The organism is Polaromonas sp., from assembly GCF_039932935.1.
GTDB lineage: Bacteria > Pseudomonadota > Gammaproteobacteria > Burkholderiales > Burkholderiaceae_C > Polaromonas.
This window is the reverse complement of the sequence record NZ_JBDTPB010000112.1, coordinates 1-20343: the sequence shown is the minus strand read 5'-3', so window position 1 is coordinate 20343 and position 20343 is coordinate 1. Positions and strand designations below refer to the sequence as shown.

Genomic DNA, 20343 nt, shown 5'->3' with positions numbered 1-20343 from the left:
GCGCACGGAACTGGTCGTCCTCGCGCACCAGCGGCGGCAGGCCGCTGATGATCTGCAAATCCTGCGTGGCCTTGATGCTGGTCTGGCCCGTGCCGAAGAGGTTGGTGCCGCTGTCGGCCACGGCCACGATTTTGAAGGTGGTCAGCGCGTCATTGAGCGGCACGGTCACCACGGCCTGGCCGTTGGCGTCGAGCTGCACGGCAGGGATCCACAGCAGCAGGGTGTCGAGCAGTTCGCGCGTGTTGCTGCGCCCGCCGCCGCCGCCCGCCGCCACGGCCTTGCGGCCATAGTGCCTGCGGCCGATGATTTCCATCTGCGCGGTCGACGTCTCCACGCCCCAGGAGCGTCGCTGCAGCATCGCTTCGAGCAGGCCCCATGAGTTGTTGGGCATCAGTTCCAGCAGTGCCTGGTCTACCGCGGCCAGCGCCACTTCGGCGTTGGCGGCGGGTTGGCCATTGGGCAGCTTCACGGTGATGGTGACCTTGGCCTGGCTGCGCACGGCGTAGCTTTCCTTGTCGGTCTTCACGCTCACGTCCAGCTGGTGCGCCTTGGTGCCCACGCGGATTTCCGCAACGCCCAGACGAAATGCCGGCTTGCTCAGGTCCACCAGCGCGGTGGGTGCTATATATTCGCGGCCCTCGTACCAGAAAGACGTCCACCATTCGCGCGGCGCCTTGAAGCCCCAGGTGAAGAAGCTGTACCAGGGCACTTCGCGCAGGCGGCCGCGCAGGGCCAGCACGCTCACATACACATTCGGGCCCCAGCCTTCCTTGATCTGAAGGGTCACAGTCGGGTCCTGGCCGTTGAGCTGCACCACCTGTGTTTCGACGATGCCTTCGCGCTCGATGGCCACCAGTGCCGTGGCAAAGCGAAAGGGCATGCGCACCTGGAACTTGGCGGTCTCACCGGGCTGGTAGCTTTTCTTTTCAGGCAGCACGTCCATGCGGTCATGGTCTTCGCCGCCGAACCAGAGCTCGCCCTGGCGGGTGACGTACACGTTGCTGGCCGCTTGAATGGTGTTGCCATCCTTGTCCTTGGCCGTCACGATCAGCTCGACCTCTCCGGGTTCGCCGAGTTTGGTTTCGCACAGCAGCAGCCCGCGGGAGTCGCTCTTGCCGCTGCAGACGTTGCCAAGGTCTTTGGTCTCTGTCTTGTTGTCGTAGGTGTAGAAACCTCCCACCATGCGCTTGCGGCTGGTGGTGGTGATGCGTGCCACGGCATTCACCTCCAGCGACACGCCGGGGGCCATCTTGCCGGTCAGGTCCAGCGCCAGCGCCTGGAACTTGATTTTCTGGCTGCTCGAGACCCAACCTTCGGTCTTGATGCCTGCCACCACGCTGGCGGGCCAGAGGGTCGAGACGCTGCGGATGGTTTGCACTTCACCGTTCGGGTCGGCGTAGGTGGCCTCCATCAGCAGCTCTTGCGGCTGCTTCTGTGTCGGGACGTCGTTGATGGTGAGCTTGCCCGCGCCATTGCGGTCCAGCGTCAGCGGCAACTTGTCGGCAATCACTCGCTGGTCTTGCGAGGAGGTGTTTTCTTCTTCGCCCTGGTTGCCACCTGAATGGCTGCCCGCCGCAGTGGGCGGTGAAAAACTAAAACCATCGTAGTCGCTGTAGCTCAGGCTTTTGCGGCGCACCAGCGCCGACACGCGGACCGGCAGGTTCACGGCACCGCCACCGGCTACATAGTTGATCTGTACGTCGGTGGGGACCGACTTCACGTTGACCAGGGCTTTTTTGTCTGAAGGGTTGATGCGCCCCTCCAGTACGGGCAGGCGGAACTCTTCCACGCGGAACTCTCCGCTGGAAAAGCTGCGTTCCCGCGTACCGTTGCCGCTGTCGCGGTTGGCCTTGAGCTGCACTTCGTACACGCCCAGCTTGGCTGCGGGCGGAATGGCAAAGGTGTTTTCAGCGCTCAAGCCGCCGGTGGCGGTTTTGCGCCAGGTCAGCGGCTGCGTGTATTGCTGGCCGCTGCCCACGTGCGTCACGACGAGCGTGGCCGGCGTGCCCTCGGGCAGACCAAAGCCCTTGCTGGTTTCGGTACGGAGCACGTGCTTCATCGACACCGTTTCACCCGCACGGAACAAGGTCCGGTCGAAAATCGTGTGGGCACGCTGGTCAGGCATGGCGCCGCGGCTGGTCGGCACGTTGAAGCGCCAGGGCTCAATCCCCTTGTGCCAGTCGCTCCAGGTGAAGGCCAGGTCTTCGGTACCGCCGGTGGTGCTGCGCGCGCTGACGAAATAGGCGTTGCGGTAGTCTTGGCCTGCGCAGCGCGGTGGGTCTGACGACAGCCCGCTGAAATTGGCGATGCCTTGTGCGTTGGTGACGGCCTTGGCCACTTCGGCGCCGTTACAGCCGGAAATGCGCACGACGGCGCCCGCCACTGGCGTGCCCTTGTCGAGTGTGGTGACCCAGGCCAGCGAGTTTTCGCGACCCAGCTTGAAATGCACGCCGGTGTTGGTTACCAGGGCCGAGGTGCGTACATACATGGTCCGGCTGTTGCCGTAACGCTCATCGAGCAGTGAGGTGCCCAGCTTTTGCGAGGCGATTTCGACCACGTGAAAGCCCGGTGACAACGGAATGCCGACGACCTCAAACGGCCTCGGGTCGTTGTTCGCCGGTTTAGGCAGGTCCAGCGTTTTAACACCTGGCTGGCCACCCAGCAGCGATACCATGCGCGATTGCACAGAGTCCCGCTCCTGCGCATCCAGCGCCTTGGGCAACGGGCCCTTGACATCGGCCGCGGCGGTCTTGCGTGATACTTCAGACTCGTCATAGCGCTGCACCTTGCGGAACCACGCAATGATCTCGGCATCGGTGCGCGGCTGCAGGTCACTGACCTTGCCGGCGGCGGGCGCCAGGCCCTTCACCTGCAGCGCTGCTTCAACATTGCGCAGGGTGACGGGCAACAAGGCCGGGTCGCCGGGTTTGGTGTTGGGCTCGGCAAAGCGCTCAACGATGCCAAATGGAGATGCAGCAAACTTGGCCAGTGGCGGCATGAGGCCGGTGGCTACTTTCAGCGGAAAACTGTCGGCGTTGCGCAGTGTGCGGTCTGATGCGTCCTTGAAGTTTCTTGGCAGCTCGAGCGTGAACTGGGCCTGCTCCGGAAACATCGGCTTGAAGTTCAGGCTCGTGACCACGTTGTCGCCGTCGCTGTTGTCCGAGTCAAAGGTTGGCTTGAACGTGTCTTTATCACCCTTCAGGCGAATTGCCTCGGCCATCTTGCGCGGCACAGGGGCGTTGAAGTTCAGGCTCATCGGGCGCATGGGCAGGCAGGCCGACTGTGCGTTTTCGCGTTCGCAGGTGAAGCTTGCTGAGAACGGCTCGCGCACCTGGAAGTTGTAGCGCTTTTCGACCGAATTCGCGATGCCGCTGGGGGTGGCGACGCCTTTGCCATAAACCAGCTGAACCTTGGCGGCCGACGTCATGCGCCGGTTGCAGGTCAGGGTGGCATAACGCAGCGGCTCTTTGGCTGCGGCCTGCTGCAGACCCTGGGACTCGAGCAAACCGTCGCGCTCTTTGCCTTCGATCAGCTTGACGGGCACGCGCTCGCCCAGGCCCTCGACCTGGCACCAGACGTTTTCGCGAATGCTGGCCAATGTGGCAGCGCCGTTGAGCTGCAGCACAAAGTACTGTTCTTCATCAATGCGCTGGGAAGTGCTTGGGCGCAGGTTCTGGATGAAGGGGCCGCCGGTGTTGAACTTGAAAGACGTATTGCCGGCCACAGGCAGGCTTTTGGGCGACTTGAAGGTGCTGACCACCTGCAGCGAACAGCGCACGCCGGGTGGCAGGTCGTTTTCAAATTCAAACGCCCATTCGCGCTCGTTGATCCAGCGTCCCGAGCCTTTGGTGGCCTGCGCATCGCTGCAGCTCAGTGACAGCGGGGCCGGTGCCTTGGGGTCGCCAAAGTTGACGGCGCCTTCGTCGAACTTGGCGACGATTTGCCTGACACGGGCGATTTCGCCTTGCGGCGAAAGACTGGTGATTTGCAGGGCATGGGCATGCAGCGAGACAGCCGCGATCAATGCCAGAGCGGCTTTCTTCATTATTGGGCTCACGTTTTCCTCTCCTTCGGGAGGCCAAGCGTAGCCTATTTGGATGTAACAAAATGTCCCAGGGGACGGGCAAAAAGCCCCCCAAAAAAAGCGGGGCTGAGCCTGCTAACGTGATTTTCAGAGGGCCTCCAGCGAAAAGTGAAGACCCGGTGCGACGATGCCCAGCTGAAATTCAGCGGGACAAAAAGTTTTGGCGGCCGCGCCGCTGTATCAGAAGCACCACGAATTTCTGTGCCTTGGCGGCGGTGGCGTGCATCTGGTGGATGTTTTCATCATTGCGAGCGGACCCATAGCGGCAGCCCGGCTGCGGTTTCGCGTGAGGCCAGCCTCTCAATACGCTCAACCCAGCAGGCGAAACAATCCGTACAGAGACAGCAGCCCGGACATGACCAGAAACGCGGTCTTGGCTGAACGAGCGCCGACCAATGTTCCGATTACGCTGCAAGCCAGGATGGCGCCGAAGATGTAAGTTGTTTTCATGCCCTGATAGTAAGGCCTTGTGGGGTGACACCGCGGCGAGAAACAGGTCAGTCGCTAGGCGCGTGACAGCCGCCGCGCTGGTTGCGCACCGCTGCGCGGCAGGCTGGCGCTGACCACCGCCGCCACCAGTGTGACGAGCCATGAGTAGTACACCCACACCAGAAAAGCCAGCAGGGGCGCGAAGGAGCCGTAGATTGTGCGGTAGGTGGGCACGTTGGCCAGGTAAATCGCAAAGCCATATTTTCCCAGCTCGAACGCGATGCCCGCGAGCAGGCCGCCTGCGATCGCATCTCGCCACCGTACCACCGTGTACGGAACGAAGCGGAACAGGCAGGTGAAGCCGGCAGCACTCAAAACCACAGGCCCCAGACTCAGGGTATGCAGCAGCCAGGTGGGTTGCGCCGCTACCAGGCCGCTGGAGGCTGCCACCAGATAAGACGCGCCCCACAGGCTGGCGCCGATGAGCACCGGGCCGGTGAGCAGCATGCCGGTGTACAGGCCCAGACGGCGCAGCAGCGGGCGCGGTTTTTTCACCTGCCAAATGCGGTTGAGCGTGTTTTCCATGCTCAGTAGCAGCGACAGGGCCGACACCAGCAGCACGGCAAAACCCACCAGCGTGAGGCCGCTGGCATTGCCCGCGAACTGCGCCAGGTGCTTGAGCACCGTCTTGGCGATGCCCTCCGGCAGCAGACCACGCAGCAGGTGTTCACGAATCGCTTCCCCGGCCGCATGCAACGCAGGAATTCGCGCGAACAGGGCAAAGCTCACCGCAAGCAGCGGCACCATGGACAGCATCAGGGTAAAGGTCAGGCCGCCGGCTGCCTGGGGGAGGCGCTCGTCCCGTCCGCGCTGGAGGAGGCGTCCGGTAAAGCTGCCCTGCTTTCGGCTGGTCGATGTCATGCAGGGAATATAGCCACTCACAGGCGGCTTTGGCCTGGCGCTGGATGAAATGGAGGGATTGGTGCGCGCCACGCAGCATCCGCGCGACAAAGTCCTTCCACCCAGGCGCCGACGATGTTTGCCTTAGACCACGCCGGCCCCCGGCGCATTGCCAAGGGCCGCGTACTTCACTTAGCCGAAATTCACCGGCACAAAAATCTTGCTGTCACCGCGCTGAATCAGCAGGGCCACGGATTTTTCGGCTTTGGCGACGGTGGCCCGTACTTGGTCGATGCTTTTGACGGGGACGCCGTTAATAGAAATCAGCACGTCGCCAGCCTGTACACCGGCCAGGGCGGCCGGGCCACTGGCCTGCTGCACCACCAAGCCGTTGTCGACACCGGCTTCCTGTTTTTCGTCGGGCTGCAACGGGCGCAGGGCCAGGCCGAGCTTGCCCTGGCTGGGGCCATCCTTTTTGACAGCGGCCTGCGCGGTCTTCTCGTTGGCACTGCCCAGCTTTGCCGTGATCTCCTTGGCTGAGCCCTGGCGCCAGATGTCCAGCTTGAGGGTGTCGCCGGGCGCCAGCAGCCCGATGAGGGCAGGAAGGTCGCCCGAAGACACGATGGGCTGGCCGTTGACGTTGCGGATCACATCGCCGGACTGCAAGCCCGCCTTGTCGGCTGGGCCGCCTTTTTCCACGCTCGAGATCAGCGCGCCTTCGGGCTTGTCGAGCCTGAAGGAGTCGGCAAAGGCCTGGTTGACTTCCTGCACCGCTACGCCCAGGCGTGCGTGTTCAACTTTGCCGGTGGCCACGATCTGGTTCTTGATCTTGGCCGCCACGTCAATCGGGATGGCAAAGGACACACCCTGGTAGCCACCGCTGCGGGTGTAGATTTGTGAGTTGATGCCCACGACCTCGCCGCGCGCGTTGAAAAGCGGGCCGCCAGAGTTGCCGGGGTTGACGGCCACATCGGTCTGGATGAAAGGCACGGCGCTGTCATCGGGGAGCGAGCGGCCCTTGGCGCTGACGACACCGGCTGTCACAGTGTTTTCAAAGCCGAAAGGGGAACCGATGGCCAGCACCCATTCGCCCACCTTGAGTTCACTGATCTTGCCGAGCGTGACCACGGGCAGATTCTTCGCCTCGATGCGCAGCACAGCCACATCGGTCTTCGGGTCTGCGCCCAGCACCTTGGCGCGAAATTCGCGGCGGTCGGTCAGTTTGACGCTGACTTCCTTCGCGTCTTTCACCACGTGGGCATTGGTCAGGATGATGCCGTCGGCGCTGACGATGAATCCGGAACCCTGGCCGCGTGTCGGCATTTCCTGCTGGCCGCGCCCACCGGGGCCGCCCGGGCCTTGCTGGAAGCGCTTGAAGAATTCGAAGAACGGGTCGCCTGATGAAGGCGCGCCGTCATCCTCATCGCCCTGTGCCAGTGGGGAGTCATTACGTACCTTGGTCGTGCCTGTCACGCTGATGTTGACCACCGCCGGGCCATAGCGCTCTGTGATCTGGGAGAAGTCGGGCAGGGCCATGGGCGCGGATGCTGCAGTGCCCGCGACAACCGCAGGTGGTGGAACAGCTGCCGTCGCGGCGGAATGCACCGCGTTGAGTGCACTGACGCCGGCGCCGCCAATGGCACCTGCGGCCAAAAGTGCCGCGACCAGCCGGGTATTTTTCAATGCTTCAGATTTCATGGATGGCTTCCTTCCGTTGGTGGCACACACCGGTGCCGATGCATACAACTATGGGGCGGCAGCCTTAGGTGAAGCTTAAAAAACGGGTGCTGCAGAAAAAAAGCGGCGGCGTGGCCATAAATTTTGATAAAAAATGGCTGCAGCCCTCAAGAGACGGGCGCAAGCAGCTATCAAAACAATAGCCAATGAAGGTGTCAGGGGGTGGCCGTACTCGCCGGAAAGCAGACGTCAACGCGCAGCCCACCGAGCCGCTCCGAGTGACCAAGCTGCAGCGTCGCGCCGTGTCGCTCGGCAATCACCTTGACGATGGCCAGCCCAAGGCCGCTGCCGGTTTCAGGAGACACCGCTGGCCCTGTTGCCCCGGTTGTTCCGGTCGCCTCGGCCGTGACGCTGGCCGCGCGGAAGAACCGGTCAAACACGCGAGGGCGGTCTTCAGCGGCTATGCCCGGGCCGCTGTCTTCCACCGTCAGCACTGGCTGGCCATCCTGCAAACTCAGCGACACATCGACCCGCCCCGCTACCGGCGTGTATTTGACGGCGTTGTCCAGCAGGTTGCGCAGCAGGATGCACAAGGCATCACTCTGGCCCGCCACCTGTACGGGCTGCAGCGGTTCGCTGCCCGCCAGGCCCAGGTCAATTTGCCGGTGGCCGGCGTGCGGCAACACATCGGCCACGGCCAGCTTCACCACGTCTCGCAGGTCAATGGGGGGGGCAGCAGCCTGCCCTGTTGCATCGACGCCGGTGGGTAAGGCTGATGCAGCGCCCACGGAGCCTGCGGCTTCTTCGCGCGCCAGCACCAGCAGCTGCTCGACCAGCCGTATCGCCCGGTCAATGCCCTGGTTTAACCGGGCGATCGCGGTTTCCCGCGCGGCCGGGTCTTCATCATTGCGGCGAAGGGCTTGTGCCTGCAGCTTGAGCGCCGTCAGCGGTGAGCGCAACTCATGCGCCGCATCGGCCACAAAATGGCGCTGCGTCTCGAAGGCGCCGCGTACACGGCCAAACAGCAGGTTGAGCTCCTCGACCAGCGGCCGCACCTCGTCGGGCAAACCTTCATCGGCCAGCGGGGACAGGTCATCCGCCGGGCGCCCGGCCACTTGCCGCCGCGCGCGGTCGATGGGCGCCAGAGACCGGCTGATGACCCACCAGACGGCCAGCATGAGCAGCGGCGTGAGGTAGGCAAAGGGCAGCACCGCACGCAGTGCCAGCCCGCGCGCCCGCGCTGACCGCGCATCCAGGTCCTGCGCAATCTGAACGGTTTGCAGTGCGGTTTGCAAGGTGTAGACGCGATAGCGGTTGCCGTGCGCTTCAACGTCCGAAAAACCGAGCACCGCACGCGGCGGCAGCGCCGATCGCGTGGAGCGGAAAATCTGCGTGCCGTCCTGGCCCCAGATTTGCACATACACCTCGAAGCGATCGTCTTCATCAACCTCGTCCAAGGGGATGAGCGGAATACCGCTGCGCAAAGAGCGCGCCATCTGCTGCAAATGGTCGTCGAACATGGCGTCGGCCTGCTGCAAGGCACCGCGGTAGGCCGTGGCCGCCTGCAACAGGGCCGCCAGCAGGATGGCAGCCAGCACGAACCAGAGCAGCCGTTTTCTTAAGGAATGGGCCCCCACGCTGGAGGAAGGGCTCCCACGTTCGCTCACTGCGTGTAGCTCTCTGCCCCCCGGGGGGGCGCTGCGCCTGCGGCCCGGCGAAGCCGGTTCCGCGGCCCCTGCTGGTGGGGAGGGGGACCCACTTGGTTCAGGTTCGGTCGCGTTTGGATCGTTGTTGTTGGGGGCGTTCATTGCTTGGGCACCAGGTAGCCCAGCCCACGCACGGTCTGGATGATGTCGTTACCGAGTTTTTTTCGCACGCCGTGGATGTAGACCTCGACTGCGTTGCTGCTGACCTCGTCTTTCCAGCTGAAGAGTTTTTCCTCAAGCTGCGCGCGCGACAGCACGACGCCTGGGCGGGCTAGCAGCGGCTCAAGCACTGCCCACTCGCGCGCCGACAGCGACACCGGCTGGCCGTTCAGGCTGGCCTCGCGGGTGGCTGGGTTCAGGCTCACGCCCTTGTGTTCAAACGCCGGCTCGGCGCGGCCGGCGCTGCGGCGTATCAGCGCGCGTATGCGGGCCAGCAGCTCGTCGGTGTCATAGGGCTTGACGACGTAATCGTCGGCGCCGGCGTCGAGCCCGGCGATGCGGTCGCCGACGGCATCGCGTGCGGTGGCGACCATCACCGGCGTGGTGTCGCGGCGGGCGCGCAGGGCACGCAACACTTCCAGGCCGTCACGCTTGGGCAGGCCCAGGTCCAGCAGCACCAGGTCATAGTGGTCGGTGCGCAGGGCTTCATCGGCCATGTGGCCATCGCGTACCCAGTCCGCCGCGTAGTGCTCTGCGCGCAGCACTTGCAGCACGGTTTCGCCGATCATGGCGTCGTCTTCAACGAGCAATAAACGCATGTTTCTTTCGTCAGGGGGAAAGCGGCTTGGTCCTTGCCAAGATTATGCGGCGGCAGACTTAGACGGGCCTTAAGCCACGGGGAGGAGGCTGTTTTGCCTGCGTACCTTGCCCAGGCGAAAAAGCGCTCACTGAAAGCGCCGCCCCGGGTTGAGCCGGAGCGGCCCCGGGGCACTAAAATTACCGCACAACACAGGGAGGCGGGATGGAAAGATTCATGCGGGTGGGGCGTTTCGGTACAACATACGGCGCTTTCTAGACATGGCGGCCGGCAACTCTGCGGTCAAGCCGTTCTGGCACCGCCTCAACAAATTCTTTGCATTCCCGTTCCAGACCACGCCTTTGGTCTATGGCCTGTGCCTGGCGTTCTGCAGCCTTTTGCCGGAGGTGTTCTTCTTCCTCCCGCGGGCGTTCATGTGGGTGATTGTCGAGCTTGGCATCCTGCTGGCCGCAAGCCGGTATGGCTTCAAGGTCGCAGTGCTCGGCTCGCGCGGCATTGCGCGCGCCAGCGACTTTCCGTCGCGGCTTGAAGACGAGTGGAGCAGCCTTCCCTGGAAACTGTTCGGCGTCTTCGTCGTGCAAGCTATCGTTCTGGGCCTCGTGGCGTCGGTCAACAGCAAGCTCGCCACGGCCGCGACTTTCGTGCTGTCCTTCCTGTTTCCGGCGACCGTCATTGTCCTGGTGCAGTCTGGCAGCGCGATGCGTTCGCTGAACCCGGCCGCGATCTGGGGCGTCGTGCGCATCATCGGCGCGCCTTATCTCGCGCTGTGCCTGTTTCTGTTCCTGCTGAGCAGCGGCGCGCAGGTCGCGCTGGCGCTGCTGTTGCCACTGGTCAAACTCTGGTTGCTGGTGCCGCTGTTCAATTTTGCTTTCATCTACTTCGGTTGGGTCATGGCCAGCCTGCTGGGTTACGTGATGTACCAGCACCATGAAGGGCTTGACATCGATCTGCTGCCGGGTGCCGGCGCGGACGATGCGCCGGTCGAGCGCCGCAGCCCCGAACAGATCGCGCGCCAGGAAACCGACGCGCTGGTCGCCGAACTGGTAACCGACGGTGACATTCCCGCCGCGCTGAATATCGCTTACGAAGACCAACGTATGCGGCCCGACGACATCGCCGCGCTGCGGCGCTATTACCGCGTGTTGCTGATGACAGACAAAACGCCGACGCTGCTTGATCACGCGAAGCGTTTTATCGCACTGTTGCTGCAGCGGGAGCTGGGGGCCGAGGCGGTCAAGGCCTGGCAGGACTGCCGTGCCCGTGAGCCGGCGTTTGTCCTCGAGGATGCTGGGCAAACACTGGCTCTGGCCCGTGCCGCCTGGCGCGCCGGCGATGCCCAGACAACGCTTGCGGTGCTGCGCAGCTTCGACAAGCGGTTTCGCGGCCATGCCGCGATCCCGCAAGCCTACGAGCTCATCGCGCGGGCGCTGACTCAGGGCATGCACCGGGCCGACCTGGCCCGACCGGTGCTGACCATGCTGGAGGAGCGCTACCCCGACAGCGAGCCGACGCGCGAGGTGCGGTGGTTGCTGCGCGACCAGCCGACCGCCTGAAGAGGCTGGAGCGGCGGTTCAGGCTTGCGCGAGTGCGCGTGTGGCCATGTCGTTGGGTGCGAGTCGCTGCAGGTGCGGCAGCCAGTACAGGGCGCGCTCACGCTGCCCCGCACGCAACCAGCCCTGCGCGCAGACGCCCAGCGTGTCGGCGAGTCCCGAATGCTCCGGTGCGCTCTTGAGCAGGGCGCGGCACAGTTTGTCGGCGTCGTCGAACTGGCGCGCGCGCGAGAAACGGCGTGCCAGCCGTGCCATGTCATCGGGTTTGAGCCGCGCGCCGGGTTTGGCCTGGTCGAGGTAAGTCCGGTAGCTGGCATGCTGCAGCTCCAGCGTCGCGTCGTCACTGGGCGCGAGGCGGAAGATGCGGTGTGCGGCACTGTGGAAGTCTTCGCTGGCCGGCTGCAGCCGCGCGGTGTTAAACCAGGCGCGCAGCACTTCACTGTCGGTGGGCCGCAGTTTCGCGGCGGCACGCCATTGCATGCAGGCAGCATCGAATTTCATTTCGCCCGCCAGCCGTTTCGCCTCGGCAACATGCCGCCCGAAGCCCTCGTCGACCCGCTCGGCGGTCACCGGCGGCGTGAGTTTGCGCCAGTGCATGGCTGCCGCCATCAGGAGCGCGCCCGTGATCAACCCGCCCAGATGCGCCATATAGGCCACACCCTTGCCGCCGATCACATGCTGCAGCAGCTCGTTGGCGATCCAGGCCGGCAGCAACAGCAGCGCGGGCGCCGTGACGTAGTTGAAATAGAAAAACAGCTGGTAAAAAAACCGAATGCGGCGCAGGCGGTACATCACGGCATACATGCCCATCAGGGCGGAGATCGCACCGGAAGCGCCCAGGCCATAACCGCCTTGCCCGGCATAGGCCCAGCCCGCCAGCAACGACGCACCCAGCGCGCCTGCGAGGTAAAAGGCCAGGTAAAGGCCGCGGCCCAGCGCGAGTTCGACGGAAAAACCAAAGAGGAACAGGAACACCATGTTGCCGATCAGGTGGCTGATGTCGGCATGCAGAAAGGCCGCGGTGATCCAGGTCACGGGGCGAAATGGCGCGTCCTTCGTGTTGTCCTGGGCCCAGTGAGCGGTGAACGGGGTCGGCTGCAAGGCTTCGTACCGGTGCCGGTCTTGCTCCCATTGTTGATGGCTCGCATGCCCGGGCTGGATGACGAGGCCGCCGTGCAAGCGCGCCAGGAAGCGCTTTTCGTATTCCAGGCCGTCCAGCAGTGCGCCATAGCGGCGCTGCACGAGCATGCGCCTGGCCGCCGGCGCCCTCGGGGAACCGGTCTCCTCAAGCCAGCCGACGAAGGCCGGCAGTTCCAGCGCCGGCAGGCTGCTCGAAAGATAGAACGTCGCAGCCTTTTTCTGCGCATTTTCTTCGGCGCGCTGCGGGCCCCAGAACACCGCCATGTTCACGAGGATCAGCAGAATCGTCAGCCACGGCGGGTTGCGCCAGGTCGGCCGGTTTTCCAGCGGAATGGCGTAAAACATCTTTCCGCCGGTGCTTCAGCTTAGGCCAGGCGCGCGCGGTGCCTGGCGATCTGCGCTTTTACCTGGGCCGGCGCCGTGCCGCCCAGAACATTGCGGGCATTGAGAGAGCCGCGCAAGCTCAAGCAGTCATACACGTCTTTTTCGATGCTGGGGTTGAACTCCTGCAGCACGGCCAGCGGCAATTCAGACAAGTCCACCGCGTGCGTGGTGGCGGCCTTGACGGCGTGGGCCACGGTTTCGTGCGCGTCGCGGAAAGGCAGGCCTTTTTTCACCAGGTAGTCGGCCAGGTCGGTGGCGGTGGCGTAGCCGCGTAGCGCGGCTTTTTCCATGGCCTCGGGCTTGACTGTGATGCCGGCCACCATCTCGGCAAAAATGCGCAGCGTGTCTTTGAGCGTGTCGACAGTGTCGAACAGCGGTTCTTTGTCTTCCTGGTTGTCCTTGTTGTAGGCCAGGGGTTGGCCCTTCATCAGCGTGATCAGTCCCATCAGGTGGCCGACCACGCGGCCGGTCTTGCCGCGTGCGAGTTCGGGCACGTCGGGGTTTTTCTTCTGCGGCATGATGGACGAGCCGGTGGTGAAGCGGTCGGGAATATGGATGAAGCTGAAGTTCTGGCTCATCCACAAAATCAGCTCTTCGCTCATGCGGCTGATGTGCACCATGGCGAGCGACGCCGCAGCGGTGAACTCTATCGCGAAATCGCGGTCGCTCACCGCGTCCAGACTGTTCTGGCACACCTGCGGGTTGCCGTTTTCATCGACCATGCCCAGTGTCTTGGCCACGCGTTCGCGGTCCAGCGGGTAGCTGGTGCCGGCCAGAGCGGCAGCGCCCAGCGGCAAGCGGTTTACACGTTTCCTGATTTCCTGCATGCGCTCGGCGTCGCGGCTGAACATTTCCACATACGCCAGCATGTGATGACCAAAACTCACCGGCTGGGCCACCTGCAGATGCGTGAATCCCGGCAGGATGACTTCGACGTTCTTTTCGGCGAGGTCGACCAGGGCCTTTTGCAGGTCGGTGAGCAGCCCGCCTACCAGGTCGATTTCGCTGCGCAGCCAGAGGCGCACATCGGTGGCCACCTGGTCGTTGCGGCTGCGGCCGGTGTGCAGGCGCTTGCCTGCGTCGCCCACCAGCTGGGTCAGGCGTGCCTCGATGTTGAGGTGCACGTCTTCGAGGTCCAGTTTCCATTCAAAGGCGCCGGAGTCGATCTCGCTGGTGATTTGGGCCATGCCCTTCTGGATGTCGGCAAGGTCGGCAGCGGCAATGATTTTTTGCGCGGCCAGCATTTCGGCATGGGCCAGGGACCCGGCAATGTCGGCCTGCCAGAGGCGCTTGTCAAAGAAAACACTGGACGTGTAGCGCTTGACCAGGTCGCTCATGGGCTCGGAAAAAAGGGCAGACCAGGCTTGGGACTTTTTGTCGAATTGGTTCACGTCGGGGCTTTCTTTGGGGCTGTCGCTGGCCGCCTGTGGGTAAAGCACGCCATTTCTGGCGTTGCGCAGCCGGCCGGGCCTAAATAGTGTTTACCCATGGCCGAACGGCTCCGGGCGGTGCAATACTCTGCCTGAGATTTTATCTGCGTGCCGGGTCCGACGGGAAACCCGCTGTACCGGCCCCAACTGTCCGTTTCCACGACACCAAGAACCCTGACCTCATGAAGCCCGTGCCTGACCTGAAGAACTTCGGTGAATCCACATTGCTGGGCAGCTTTATTCCGGGCGACCAGGAGGCCCCGCCCGCGTCGTCACGTACGAACATGTTCGATGCTTGCCATGTGGGTGTGGTGTTGCGTGCCGTGCTGTTTGTGGAGGCGGTGACCGGCGTGTGCGTGATGTTCGGCGCACGCGAACCCCTGGACTGGTTGCTGAGTTTTTCGCTGCTCACGGGCGGTGTGCTGCCGGCGACGCTGGCCTGGCTGATCGCGGTGTGCGGGCTGAAGGAGCGCTTGAACAGGCTGGGGCCATCCCGCCAGTGGGCCGCCGGTATCGCGCTGGGCGCGGTGTCGGGCTTGTACGGTTGTGGCCTGCTGGCCTTGCTCGGGCTGCTGCAGCCCGTCCCCTGGTGGGCTAGCGCCGCCGCAGGCGCCTTGCTGTCGGCGCTGATGCTGGCGGGGCTGTTCTGGCGGGCCAAAGCCCGTACGCCGGCCGCCACGGCGGCGCGCCTGGCCGAGCTGCAGTCGCGCATTCGCCCCCATTTTCTTTTCAACACGCTCAACAGCGCCATTGCGCTGGTGCGGGCCGAGCCCGCCAAGGCCGAGGCGGTGCTGGAAGACCTGAGCGAGCTCTTTCGCCACGCGCTGGCCGACCCGGCGGAATCCGTGACGCTCGGGCAGGAAATTGCGCTGGCGCAGCGTTACCTCGCCATCGAGCAAATCCGCTTCGGTGAGCGGCTGCAGGTGCAGTGGAGCCTGGATGCCAATGCGGACCAGGCCAAGCTGCCGCCGCTGTTGCTGCAGCCGCTGGTGGAAAACGCCGTCAGGCACGGCGTGGAGCCCAGCGCCACTGGTGCCCAGGTCAAGATATCCACCCTGCGACGCGGCAGCACGGTGGTCATCAAGGTGACCAACTCCACGCCCTCGGGCGCCGGCGAGCGTGGCCACGGGCTGGCGCTGGCCAATGTGCGGGAGCGCCTGGCCTTGCTGCATGATGTCGAGGCAAAATTCAAGACCGTTTTCAAAGACGGCATTTTTCAGGTTCGGCTGGAGATCCCTGCATGACGCTCAAGGTACTGGTGGTTGACGATGAAGCGCTGGCGCGTTCGCGCCTGCGGACCCTGCTGGGCGACTGCACCGCACCGGCTGCGGAAGCCGCCGCCGAAGCGGCCGATGCCGTGCAGGCCATGAAAGCCCTGCAGCGCGAATCTTTCGACGCGGTGCTGCTCGACATCCGCATGCCGGGTGTGGACGGCATGGCGCTGGCGCGCACCATCGCGTCGCTTGCGCAGCCGCCCGCCCTGGTGTTTGTCACGGCCCATTCCGAACACGCCGTGCAGGCCTTCGAGCTGGAAGCTGTCGACTACCTCACCAAGCCCGTGCGCCTGGAACGCCTGCAACAAGCCCTGCAAAAAGTGGAGCGCCTCAGCCAATCGGCCCGAACGCCTGGCACGGATACCGCTGAAGAAACCCTCATCATTCAGGACCGGGGCCGCACCGAGCGTGTGCCGCTGGCCGAGGTGCTGTACTTCAAGGCCGAACTCAAATACATCACCGTGCGTACCGCAACCCGCAGCTACATCCTCGACGGTTCCTTGAGTGAGCTGGAAGAGCGGCACGCTGCGCGTTTCATGCGCATCCACCGCAACGCACTGATTGCGCGGCGCGCCGTGCGCGCGCTGGAAAAGCATTTCGACCCTGAAGAAGGAGAAGGCTGGGCTGTGCGCCTTAACGGCATCGATGAACTGCTTGCCGTGTCCAGGCGCCAGCTCAGTGCCGTTCGTGAAGCCATCGCGGCCTGATTTCGCCGCTCCCTTCGGAGCCACTATGAAAACCCCGCAGACCCGGCGAGCCAACGCGGTGCAAACGGCCTGACTGGTAGCCGTTCCAGCGAAAGCGTCCTACAGATTTTCCGGGCCGGCTCGGTTGCAATACCTAGGTGCCGCCCCAAAATCGGGCGCGGCTTGCTGTGCACGCTGGGTGCAAAAACAGAGACGACAAAGAGACGAGGGGACCATGACAGAAGAACATGCAGAGCATGTGACGCGCGCGGAACCGCCAGCGGCGCCGGGCGACCCTGACCGGCTGCATGTGCAGGTTCCCGTCGACATTCGCAGCATGTCGCTGGTGGTGCTGGCGGGTCTTGCCTGTGTGTTTGTGCTGCACTGGGCCAAGGCCGTTTTTATTCCCGTGATGCTGGGCGTGCTGTTCAGCTACGCGTTTTCGCCGGTGGTCAACTGGTTCGAAACAAAGCGCGTTCCACGCTGGCTCAGTGCCGCCGTTCTGCTGCTGACGATCGTGGGCGGCATTGGCACCACGGCCTACTCGCTCAGCGATGAAGCGACGCAGCTGCTGGAGGCGCTTCCGGCGGCCGCGCAGAAGTTTCGCCAGGCCGTGAAGGTGCGCACCAACAAGTCCGACAGCGCCCTGGAAACCGTGCAGAAAGCGGCGGCGCAGCTTGAACAGGCCGCGCAGGAAAGCGCGGCGACCAGCAATGCGCGTGGGGTGATGCGTGTCGTGGTGGAGCCCGCGCGTTTCAACATCAAGCACTATCTTTGGTCGGGCACCATCGGGCTGATCGCCTTGATCGGCCAGGCTACCGTGGTGATTTTTTTCACTTACTTTTTGATGCTATCGGGAGACAACTTCCGGCGCAAGCTGATCAAGCTGGCGGGCTCCAGCATCAGCAGCAAGAAAATCACGCTGCAGGCTCTCAATGAGATCACCGACCAGATTCAGCGCTACCTGCAGGTGCAGTTGCTGACCAGCGCACTGGTGGGTGTTCTGACCTGGCTGGCGCTGTGGGCGTTGCGGCTGGAAAACCCGGCCGTGTGGGGCGTTGCGGCGGCCGTGCTGAACCTGATTCCCTATGTAGGCTCTCTGGTCACGGCGGCGGGCTCGGCCCTGGTGGCCTTTATGCAGTTTGGTTCGCTCAACATGGCGCTGGCCGTCGGCGGCGCCTCGCTGGCCATTCACACCGTGGTGGGCAACCTGCTGACGCCATGGCTTACCAGCCGTGCCAGCCGCATGAGTCCGGTCGCGGTGTTTGTCGGCCTGCTGGCCTGGGGCTGGCTCTGGGGCGTGTGGGGGCTGCTTCTCGGCATTCCGATCCTGATGATTGTCAAATCGATTTGCGACCGCATCGATGACCTCAAGCCGATTGGTGAGTTGCTCGGGTCGTAGATAGGGCCCCCATGGTCGCGCACTGCGTGTCGCTCCCTGCCCCCCGAGGGGGCCGCTGCGCCTGCGGTCTGGCAAAGCCAGTCCCGCGGCCCCTGCTGGTGTGGAGATGGCCCCACGGTCGCACTGCGTGTCGCTTCCTGCCCCCGAGGGGACGCTGCGCCCGTGCCCCGGCGAAGCCGGTTGCATGACCCTGCTGGTATAAACCCTTGGTAGCCGTTTTAATGATCCAACCGCGTTAATGAAGAGGAAATGCCATGATGGAACTGCTGACCGATCCGCAAATGTGGATTGCTTTTGCCACGCTCACCGCGCTGGAGCTGGTGCTGGGGATCGACAACATCATCTTCATCTCCATCCTCGTCGACAAGCTGCCAAAGGAGAAGCAGGAGCTGGCCCGTCGCCTGGGATTGTTCATGGCGATGTTCATGCGTATCGGGCTGCTGTTGGTGCTGTCGTGGATCATCGGGCTGGTGGAGCCGCTGTTTACCGTCTTGAAGCAGGAAATCTCGGGGCGCGACCTGATCCTGATTGCCGGGGGGCTGTTCCTGATCTGGAAGAGCACCGGTGAAATCCACCAGTCGATGGAGGGCGAGGAAGGGCATGCTTCCAGCGCGGTCAAGGCCACTTTTGCGGCGGTGATCATTCAGATCATGATTGTGGACATGGTGTTTTCGCTGGACTCCATCATCACTGCGGTCGGCATGGTCGACAGCCTGCCGGTCATGATTGCCGCGGTCATCGCCTCTGTGGGCCTCATGATGCTGTTCGCGCCGGCTATCGGCCGCTTCGTGTCCACCCACCCGACCATCAAGGTGCTGGCACTTTCTTTCCTCGTCGTGGTGGGTGTGGTGCTCATCGCCGAGGGCCTGGACCACCATGTGCCTAAGGGCTATGTGTACTTTGCCATGGCCTTCTCCGTGACGGTCGAGATGCTCAACATCCGCATGCGGCGCAAGAGCGGTAAACCGGTGCATTTGAGGAACGCCTACGCCAACGACGATGAGGCTGGCGCTGCTGGCGGCGGCAAGTCTTGACGCCGAGTCGTGACGTTGACGCGCCTGCACTGCGCTGCCTGCCTTCGCCCACAAAGCGTATGCATTTGCGCATGGATTACGCCGACGCCGCATGAGGCCGAAGTTCTGATCCTTCAGCACACGCTGGAGGTCGACCATGCCAAGAACAGCGCCCGCCTGCTGCACCTGAGCCTGCCGCGCAGCCGGATGCTGATCGGGGAAACCTTTGAAGAGAGCGCCTTGCAGGCGGCGATGAACGATGTACAAGGGGAGTCGAAGTACACCGTGCTCCTGTATCCGCCAACGCCGGAGGATGAGACGCCGGGCCTGGACCGCGCGCGGCTGCAAGACTCCTCGCGCGTTCAGTTGGTGGTGCTGGACGGCACATGGCGCAAGAGCCGCAAGATGCTGCATCTCAACCCCTTGCTGCGGCGGCTGCCACGCCTGTCGCTGGCCGATGCGCCGTTGTCGAATTACCTGATCCGCAAAGCCCACAAGCCGGGGCAGCTGTCAACGCTGGAGGCAAGCTGTGCAGCGCTGGCGCAACTCGAAGGCAACGCTGAAAAATACCAGCCGCTGCTCAAGGCGTTTGACGGATTTGTGGCGCGGCAGCTGGCTTTTGTGCCGACGTAGCACAGCCGGCGTTGCGGGATGTTCAGTCGCCCAGGTCGATCATGCCGGCCAGCGTCACACCGCTGGGCGCCGCATAGTCCGCTATCACGGCGGCCCGGCCCGCATGGGCTGAAATGGCTTGAAGCCGCTCTTTGACAAAGGCAATCGAAGGCGCATCCAATGCGGCGAAGGGTTCGTCCAGCAGCAACACCGCAGCGCCTGACGCAAACGCCGCCGCCAACCAGACTTTGCGTTTGGAGCCAGTGGACAGCATGAAGAGCTGCTTGTGCAGGTGTTCATCCAGGCCCAGACCTTCGACCAGTGAGGAGATCGAAGCTGCATTGAAACCCGGGTACCGGCTGCGAATAGATTCGAAATACTGCGGCGGCGTGAGCTGGTCAAAAGTGTCGGCGCGCGGTTCCATCCAGAACAGCTGCCGGCGGTATATGTCGGGCTGCTCTTTCAAGGCTACGCCGTTGATCCGAAGCTGCCCCGCATCGGCCGGCAAGGCGCCCGCCAGCAGGCGGAGCAGGGTGCTTTTCCCGCGTCCGTCGCCGCCTTGCACCAGCGTGACGCCCGGTGGAATTTCACCGGACCAGTTGGCGAGAATTTCGACCTGGGGGTTGGGGTAGCGAAACGACAAGCCCTCAATGGTGAGTACGGCGGGGTGTGCGATGGGATAGCCCGAGGATTGTGAAGGTGGTCATAGGCGCTCCGCGCCTGGGTAAACGGAAGTCATTTCTCGGCTTGCCAAATCCATGCAAGTCGTGATGTGAGAACCGATGTAATGGTAATCTGCTTTTTTTGAGGCACCACCTCATCAAATCTGCAAAGGCATCGCCATGACAGACCGCAACATTCCAAGTTTGTACGAATGGGTAGGCGGCATAGACGCCCTGACCCGATTGACCAAGCGCTTTTATGAACACGTGAAGAAAGATGTCTTGCTGGGGCCGGTGTTCGCGCACATGGATGACAGCCACCCGGCCCATGTTGCGGCATTCCTGGGTGAGGTGCTGGGTGGGCCGACGACCTATTCGGAACAACACGGCGGTCATCCGCACATGATCCGGCAGCACCTCAACCGGCATCTGGTGCAGGAACAGCGCCGCCGCTGGGTTGGCTTGCTGCTTGAAACCGCAGACGAACTGGGCATGCCTGACGACCCTGAGTTCAGGTCGGCGCTGGTGGGGTATCTGGAGTGGGGCTCACGGTTGGCCATCATCAATTCGCAACCGGGCGCCACGGTGGACGCCAATGCGCCCATGCCGCGATGGGGCTGGGGTGAGGTCAAAGGGC

16 protein-coding genes are annotated in these 20343 nt (G+C 63.5%); 7 read left to right on the top strand and 9 right to left on the bottom strand.

Translation table 11 applies throughout. The features are described 5' to 3' along the window. From ABI546_RS18300 to ABI546_RS18275, 6 genes are all read right to left on the bottom strand, one after another. Positions 1 to 4045 (bottom strand): MG2 domain-containing protein (locus ABI546_RS18300; protein ID WP_348048859.1); only part of this gene is annotated, 4045 nt, incomplete at its 3' end. Between the two features lie 348 nt (positions 4046 to 4393). Next, the gene (locus tag ABI546_RS18295) at positions 4394 to 4534 is read right to left on the bottom strand and encodes a hypothetical protein (protein WP_348048857.1); all 141 of its coding nucleotides are present in this window, start codon (positions 4532 to 4534) and stop codon (positions 4394 to 4396) included. 54 nt (positions 4535 to 4588) lie between these two features. Next, a complete protein-coding gene (locus ABI546_RS18290; protein ID WP_348048856.1) occupies positions 4589 to 5434 on the bottom strand; it encodes a YhjD/YihY/BrkB family envelope integrity protein in 846 nt (281 codons plus the stop codon). A 171-nt stretch (positions 5435 to 5605) separates the two neighbouring features. Continuing rightward, positions 5606 to 7111 carry a DegQ family serine endoprotease gene (locus ABI546_RS18285; RefSeq protein ID WP_348048855.1) on the bottom strand — a complete coding sequence of 502 codons (1506 nt, stop codon included), beginning with the start codon at positions 7109 to 7111 and terminating at the stop codon, positions 5606 to 5608. A 194-nt stretch (positions 7112 to 7305) separates the two neighbouring features. Further along, positions 7306 to 8688 carry an ATP-binding protein gene (locus tag ABI546_RS18280; RefSeq protein ID WP_348048853.1) on the bottom strand — a complete coding sequence of 461 codons (1383 nt, stop codon included), beginning with the start codon at positions 8686 to 8688 and terminating at the stop codon, positions 7306 to 7308. A 206-nt stretch (positions 8689 to 8894) separates the two neighbouring features. Beyond that, positions 8895 to 9554 carry a response regulator gene (locus ABI546_RS18275; RefSeq protein WP_348048851.1) on the bottom strand — a complete coding sequence of 220 codons (660 nt, stop codon included), beginning with the start codon at positions 9552 to 9554 and terminating at the stop codon, positions 8895 to 8897. A gap of 259 nt (positions 9555 to 9813) precedes the next feature. On the opposite strand from ABI546_RS18275, the gene ABI546_RS18270 reads away from it, so the two are divergent. Further along, on the top strand, positions 9814 to 11106 hold the full coding sequence (locus ABI546_RS18270) for a hypothetical protein (RefSeq protein ID WP_348048849.1): 1293 nt from the start codon (positions 9814 to 9816) through the stop codon (positions 11104 to 11106). Positions 11107 to 11124: 18 nt separating this feature from the next. Here ABI546_RS18270 and ABI546_RS18265 read toward each other — a convergent pair whose 3' ends face one another. Together ABI546_RS18265 and argH are read right to left on the bottom strand one after the other, a co-directional pair. Next, positions 11125 to 12588: a rhomboid family intramembrane serine protease gene (locus tag ABI546_RS18265; protein ID WP_348048847.1), complete on the bottom strand. Its 1464-nt coding sequence runs from the start codon at positions 12586 to 12588 to the stop codon at positions 11125 to 11127. 20 nt (positions 12589 to 12608) lie between these two features. Further along, complete coding sequence (gene argH / locus ABI546_RS18260; RefSeq protein WP_348048845.1) at positions 12609 to 14018, bottom strand: argininosuccinate lyase; 1410 nt, start codon at positions 14016 to 14018, stop codon at positions 12609 to 12611. Between the two features lie 221 nt (positions 14019 to 14239). On the opposite strand from argH, the gene ABI546_RS18255 reads away from it, so the two are divergent. The 5 genes from ABI546_RS18255 to ABI546_RS18235 all read left to right on the top strand — a co-directional run bounded on the left by ABI546_RS18255 (position 14240) and on the right by ABI546_RS18235 (position 19065). Then, positions 14240 to 15301: a histidine kinase gene (locus ABI546_RS18255; RefSeq protein ID WP_348048843.1), complete on the top strand. Its 1062-nt coding sequence runs from the start codon at positions 14240 to 14242 to the stop codon at positions 15299 to 15301. Beyond that, a complete protein-coding gene (locus tag ABI546_RS18250) occupies positions 15298 to 16038 on the top strand; it encodes a LytTR family DNA-binding domain-containing protein (protein WP_348048841.1) in 741 nt (246 codons plus the stop codon). Before ABI546_RS18255 ends, ABI546_RS18250 begins: the two co-directional genes overlap by 4 nt. Before the next feature lie 214 nt (positions 16039 to 16252). Then, positions 16253 to 17419 carry an AI-2E family transporter gene (locus ABI546_RS18245; protein ID WP_348048839.1) on the top strand — a complete coding sequence of 389 codons (1167 nt, stop codon included), beginning with the start codon at positions 16253 to 16255 and terminating at the stop codon, positions 17417 to 17419. Positions 17420 to 17673: 254 nt separating this feature from the next. After that, a complete protein-coding gene (locus ABI546_RS18240; protein ID WP_348048837.1) occupies positions 17674 to 18453 on the top strand; it encodes a TerC family protein in 780 nt (259 codons plus the stop codon). 9 nt (positions 18454 to 18462) lie between these two features. Next, positions 18463 to 19065 carry a tRNA-uridine aminocarboxypropyltransferase gene (locus ABI546_RS18235; RefSeq protein ID WP_348048835.1) on the top strand — a complete coding sequence of 201 codons (603 nt, stop codon included), beginning with the start codon at positions 18463 to 18465 and terminating at the stop codon, positions 19063 to 19065. Positions 19066 to 19087: 22 nt separating this feature from the next. Here ABI546_RS18235 and ABI546_RS18230 read toward each other — a convergent pair whose 3' ends face one another. Beyond that, a complete protein-coding gene (locus ABI546_RS18230) occupies positions 19088 to 19687 on the bottom strand; it encodes an ATP-binding cassette domain-containing protein (RefSeq protein ID WP_348048833.1) in 600 nt (199 codons plus the stop codon). A gap of 199 nt (positions 19688 to 19886) precedes the next feature. Here ABI546_RS18230 and ABI546_RS18225 point away from each other — a divergent pair. Then, the coding region (locus ABI546_RS18225) for a group II truncated hemoglobin (protein WP_348048831.1) at positions 19887 to 20343 on the top strand (457 nt) is incomplete at its 3' end.

Bases quoted from the DNA above. Each gene is read 5' to 3' on its own strand.
- ABI546_RS18295 (WP_348048857.1), bottom strand. From the start codon at position 4,534: ATGAAAACAACTTACATCTTCGGCGCCATCCTGGCTTGCAGCGTAATC.
- ABI546_RS18290 (WP_348048856.1), bottom strand. From the start codon at position 5,434: ATGACATCGACCAGCCGAAAGCAGGGCAGCTTTACCGGACGCCTCCTC.
- ABI546_RS18285 (WP_348048855.1), bottom strand. From the start codon at position 7,111: ATGAAATCTGAAGCATTGAAAAATACCCGGCTGGTCGCGGCACTTTTG.
- ABI546_RS18275 (WP_348048851.1), bottom strand. From the start codon at position 9,554: ATGCGTTTATTGCTCGTTGAAGACGACGCCATGATCGGCGAAACCGTG.
- ABI546_RS18270 (WP_348048849.1), top strand. From the start codon at position 9,814: ATGGCGGCCGGCAACTCTGCGGTCAAGCCGTTCTGGCACCGCCTCAAC.
- ABI546_RS18265 (WP_348048847.1), bottom strand. From the start codon at position 12,588: ATGTTTTACGCCATTCCGCTGGAAAACCGGCCGACCTGGCGCAACCCG.
- ABI546_RS18255 (WP_348048843.1), top strand. From the start codon at position 14,240: ATGAAGCCCGTGCCTGACCTGAAGAACTTCGGTGAATCCACATTGCTG.
- ABI546_RS18250 (WP_348048841.1), top strand. From the start codon at position 15,298: ATGACGCTCAAGGTACTGGTGGTTGACGATGAAGCGCTGGCGCGTTCG.
- ABI546_RS18245 (WP_348048839.1), top strand. From the start codon at position 16,253: ATGACAGAAGAACATGCAGAGCATGTGACGCGCGCGGAACCGCCAGCG.
- ABI546_RS18240 (WP_348048837.1), top strand. From the start codon at position 17,674: ATGATGGAACTGCTGACCGATCCGCAAATGTGGATTGCTTTTGCCACG.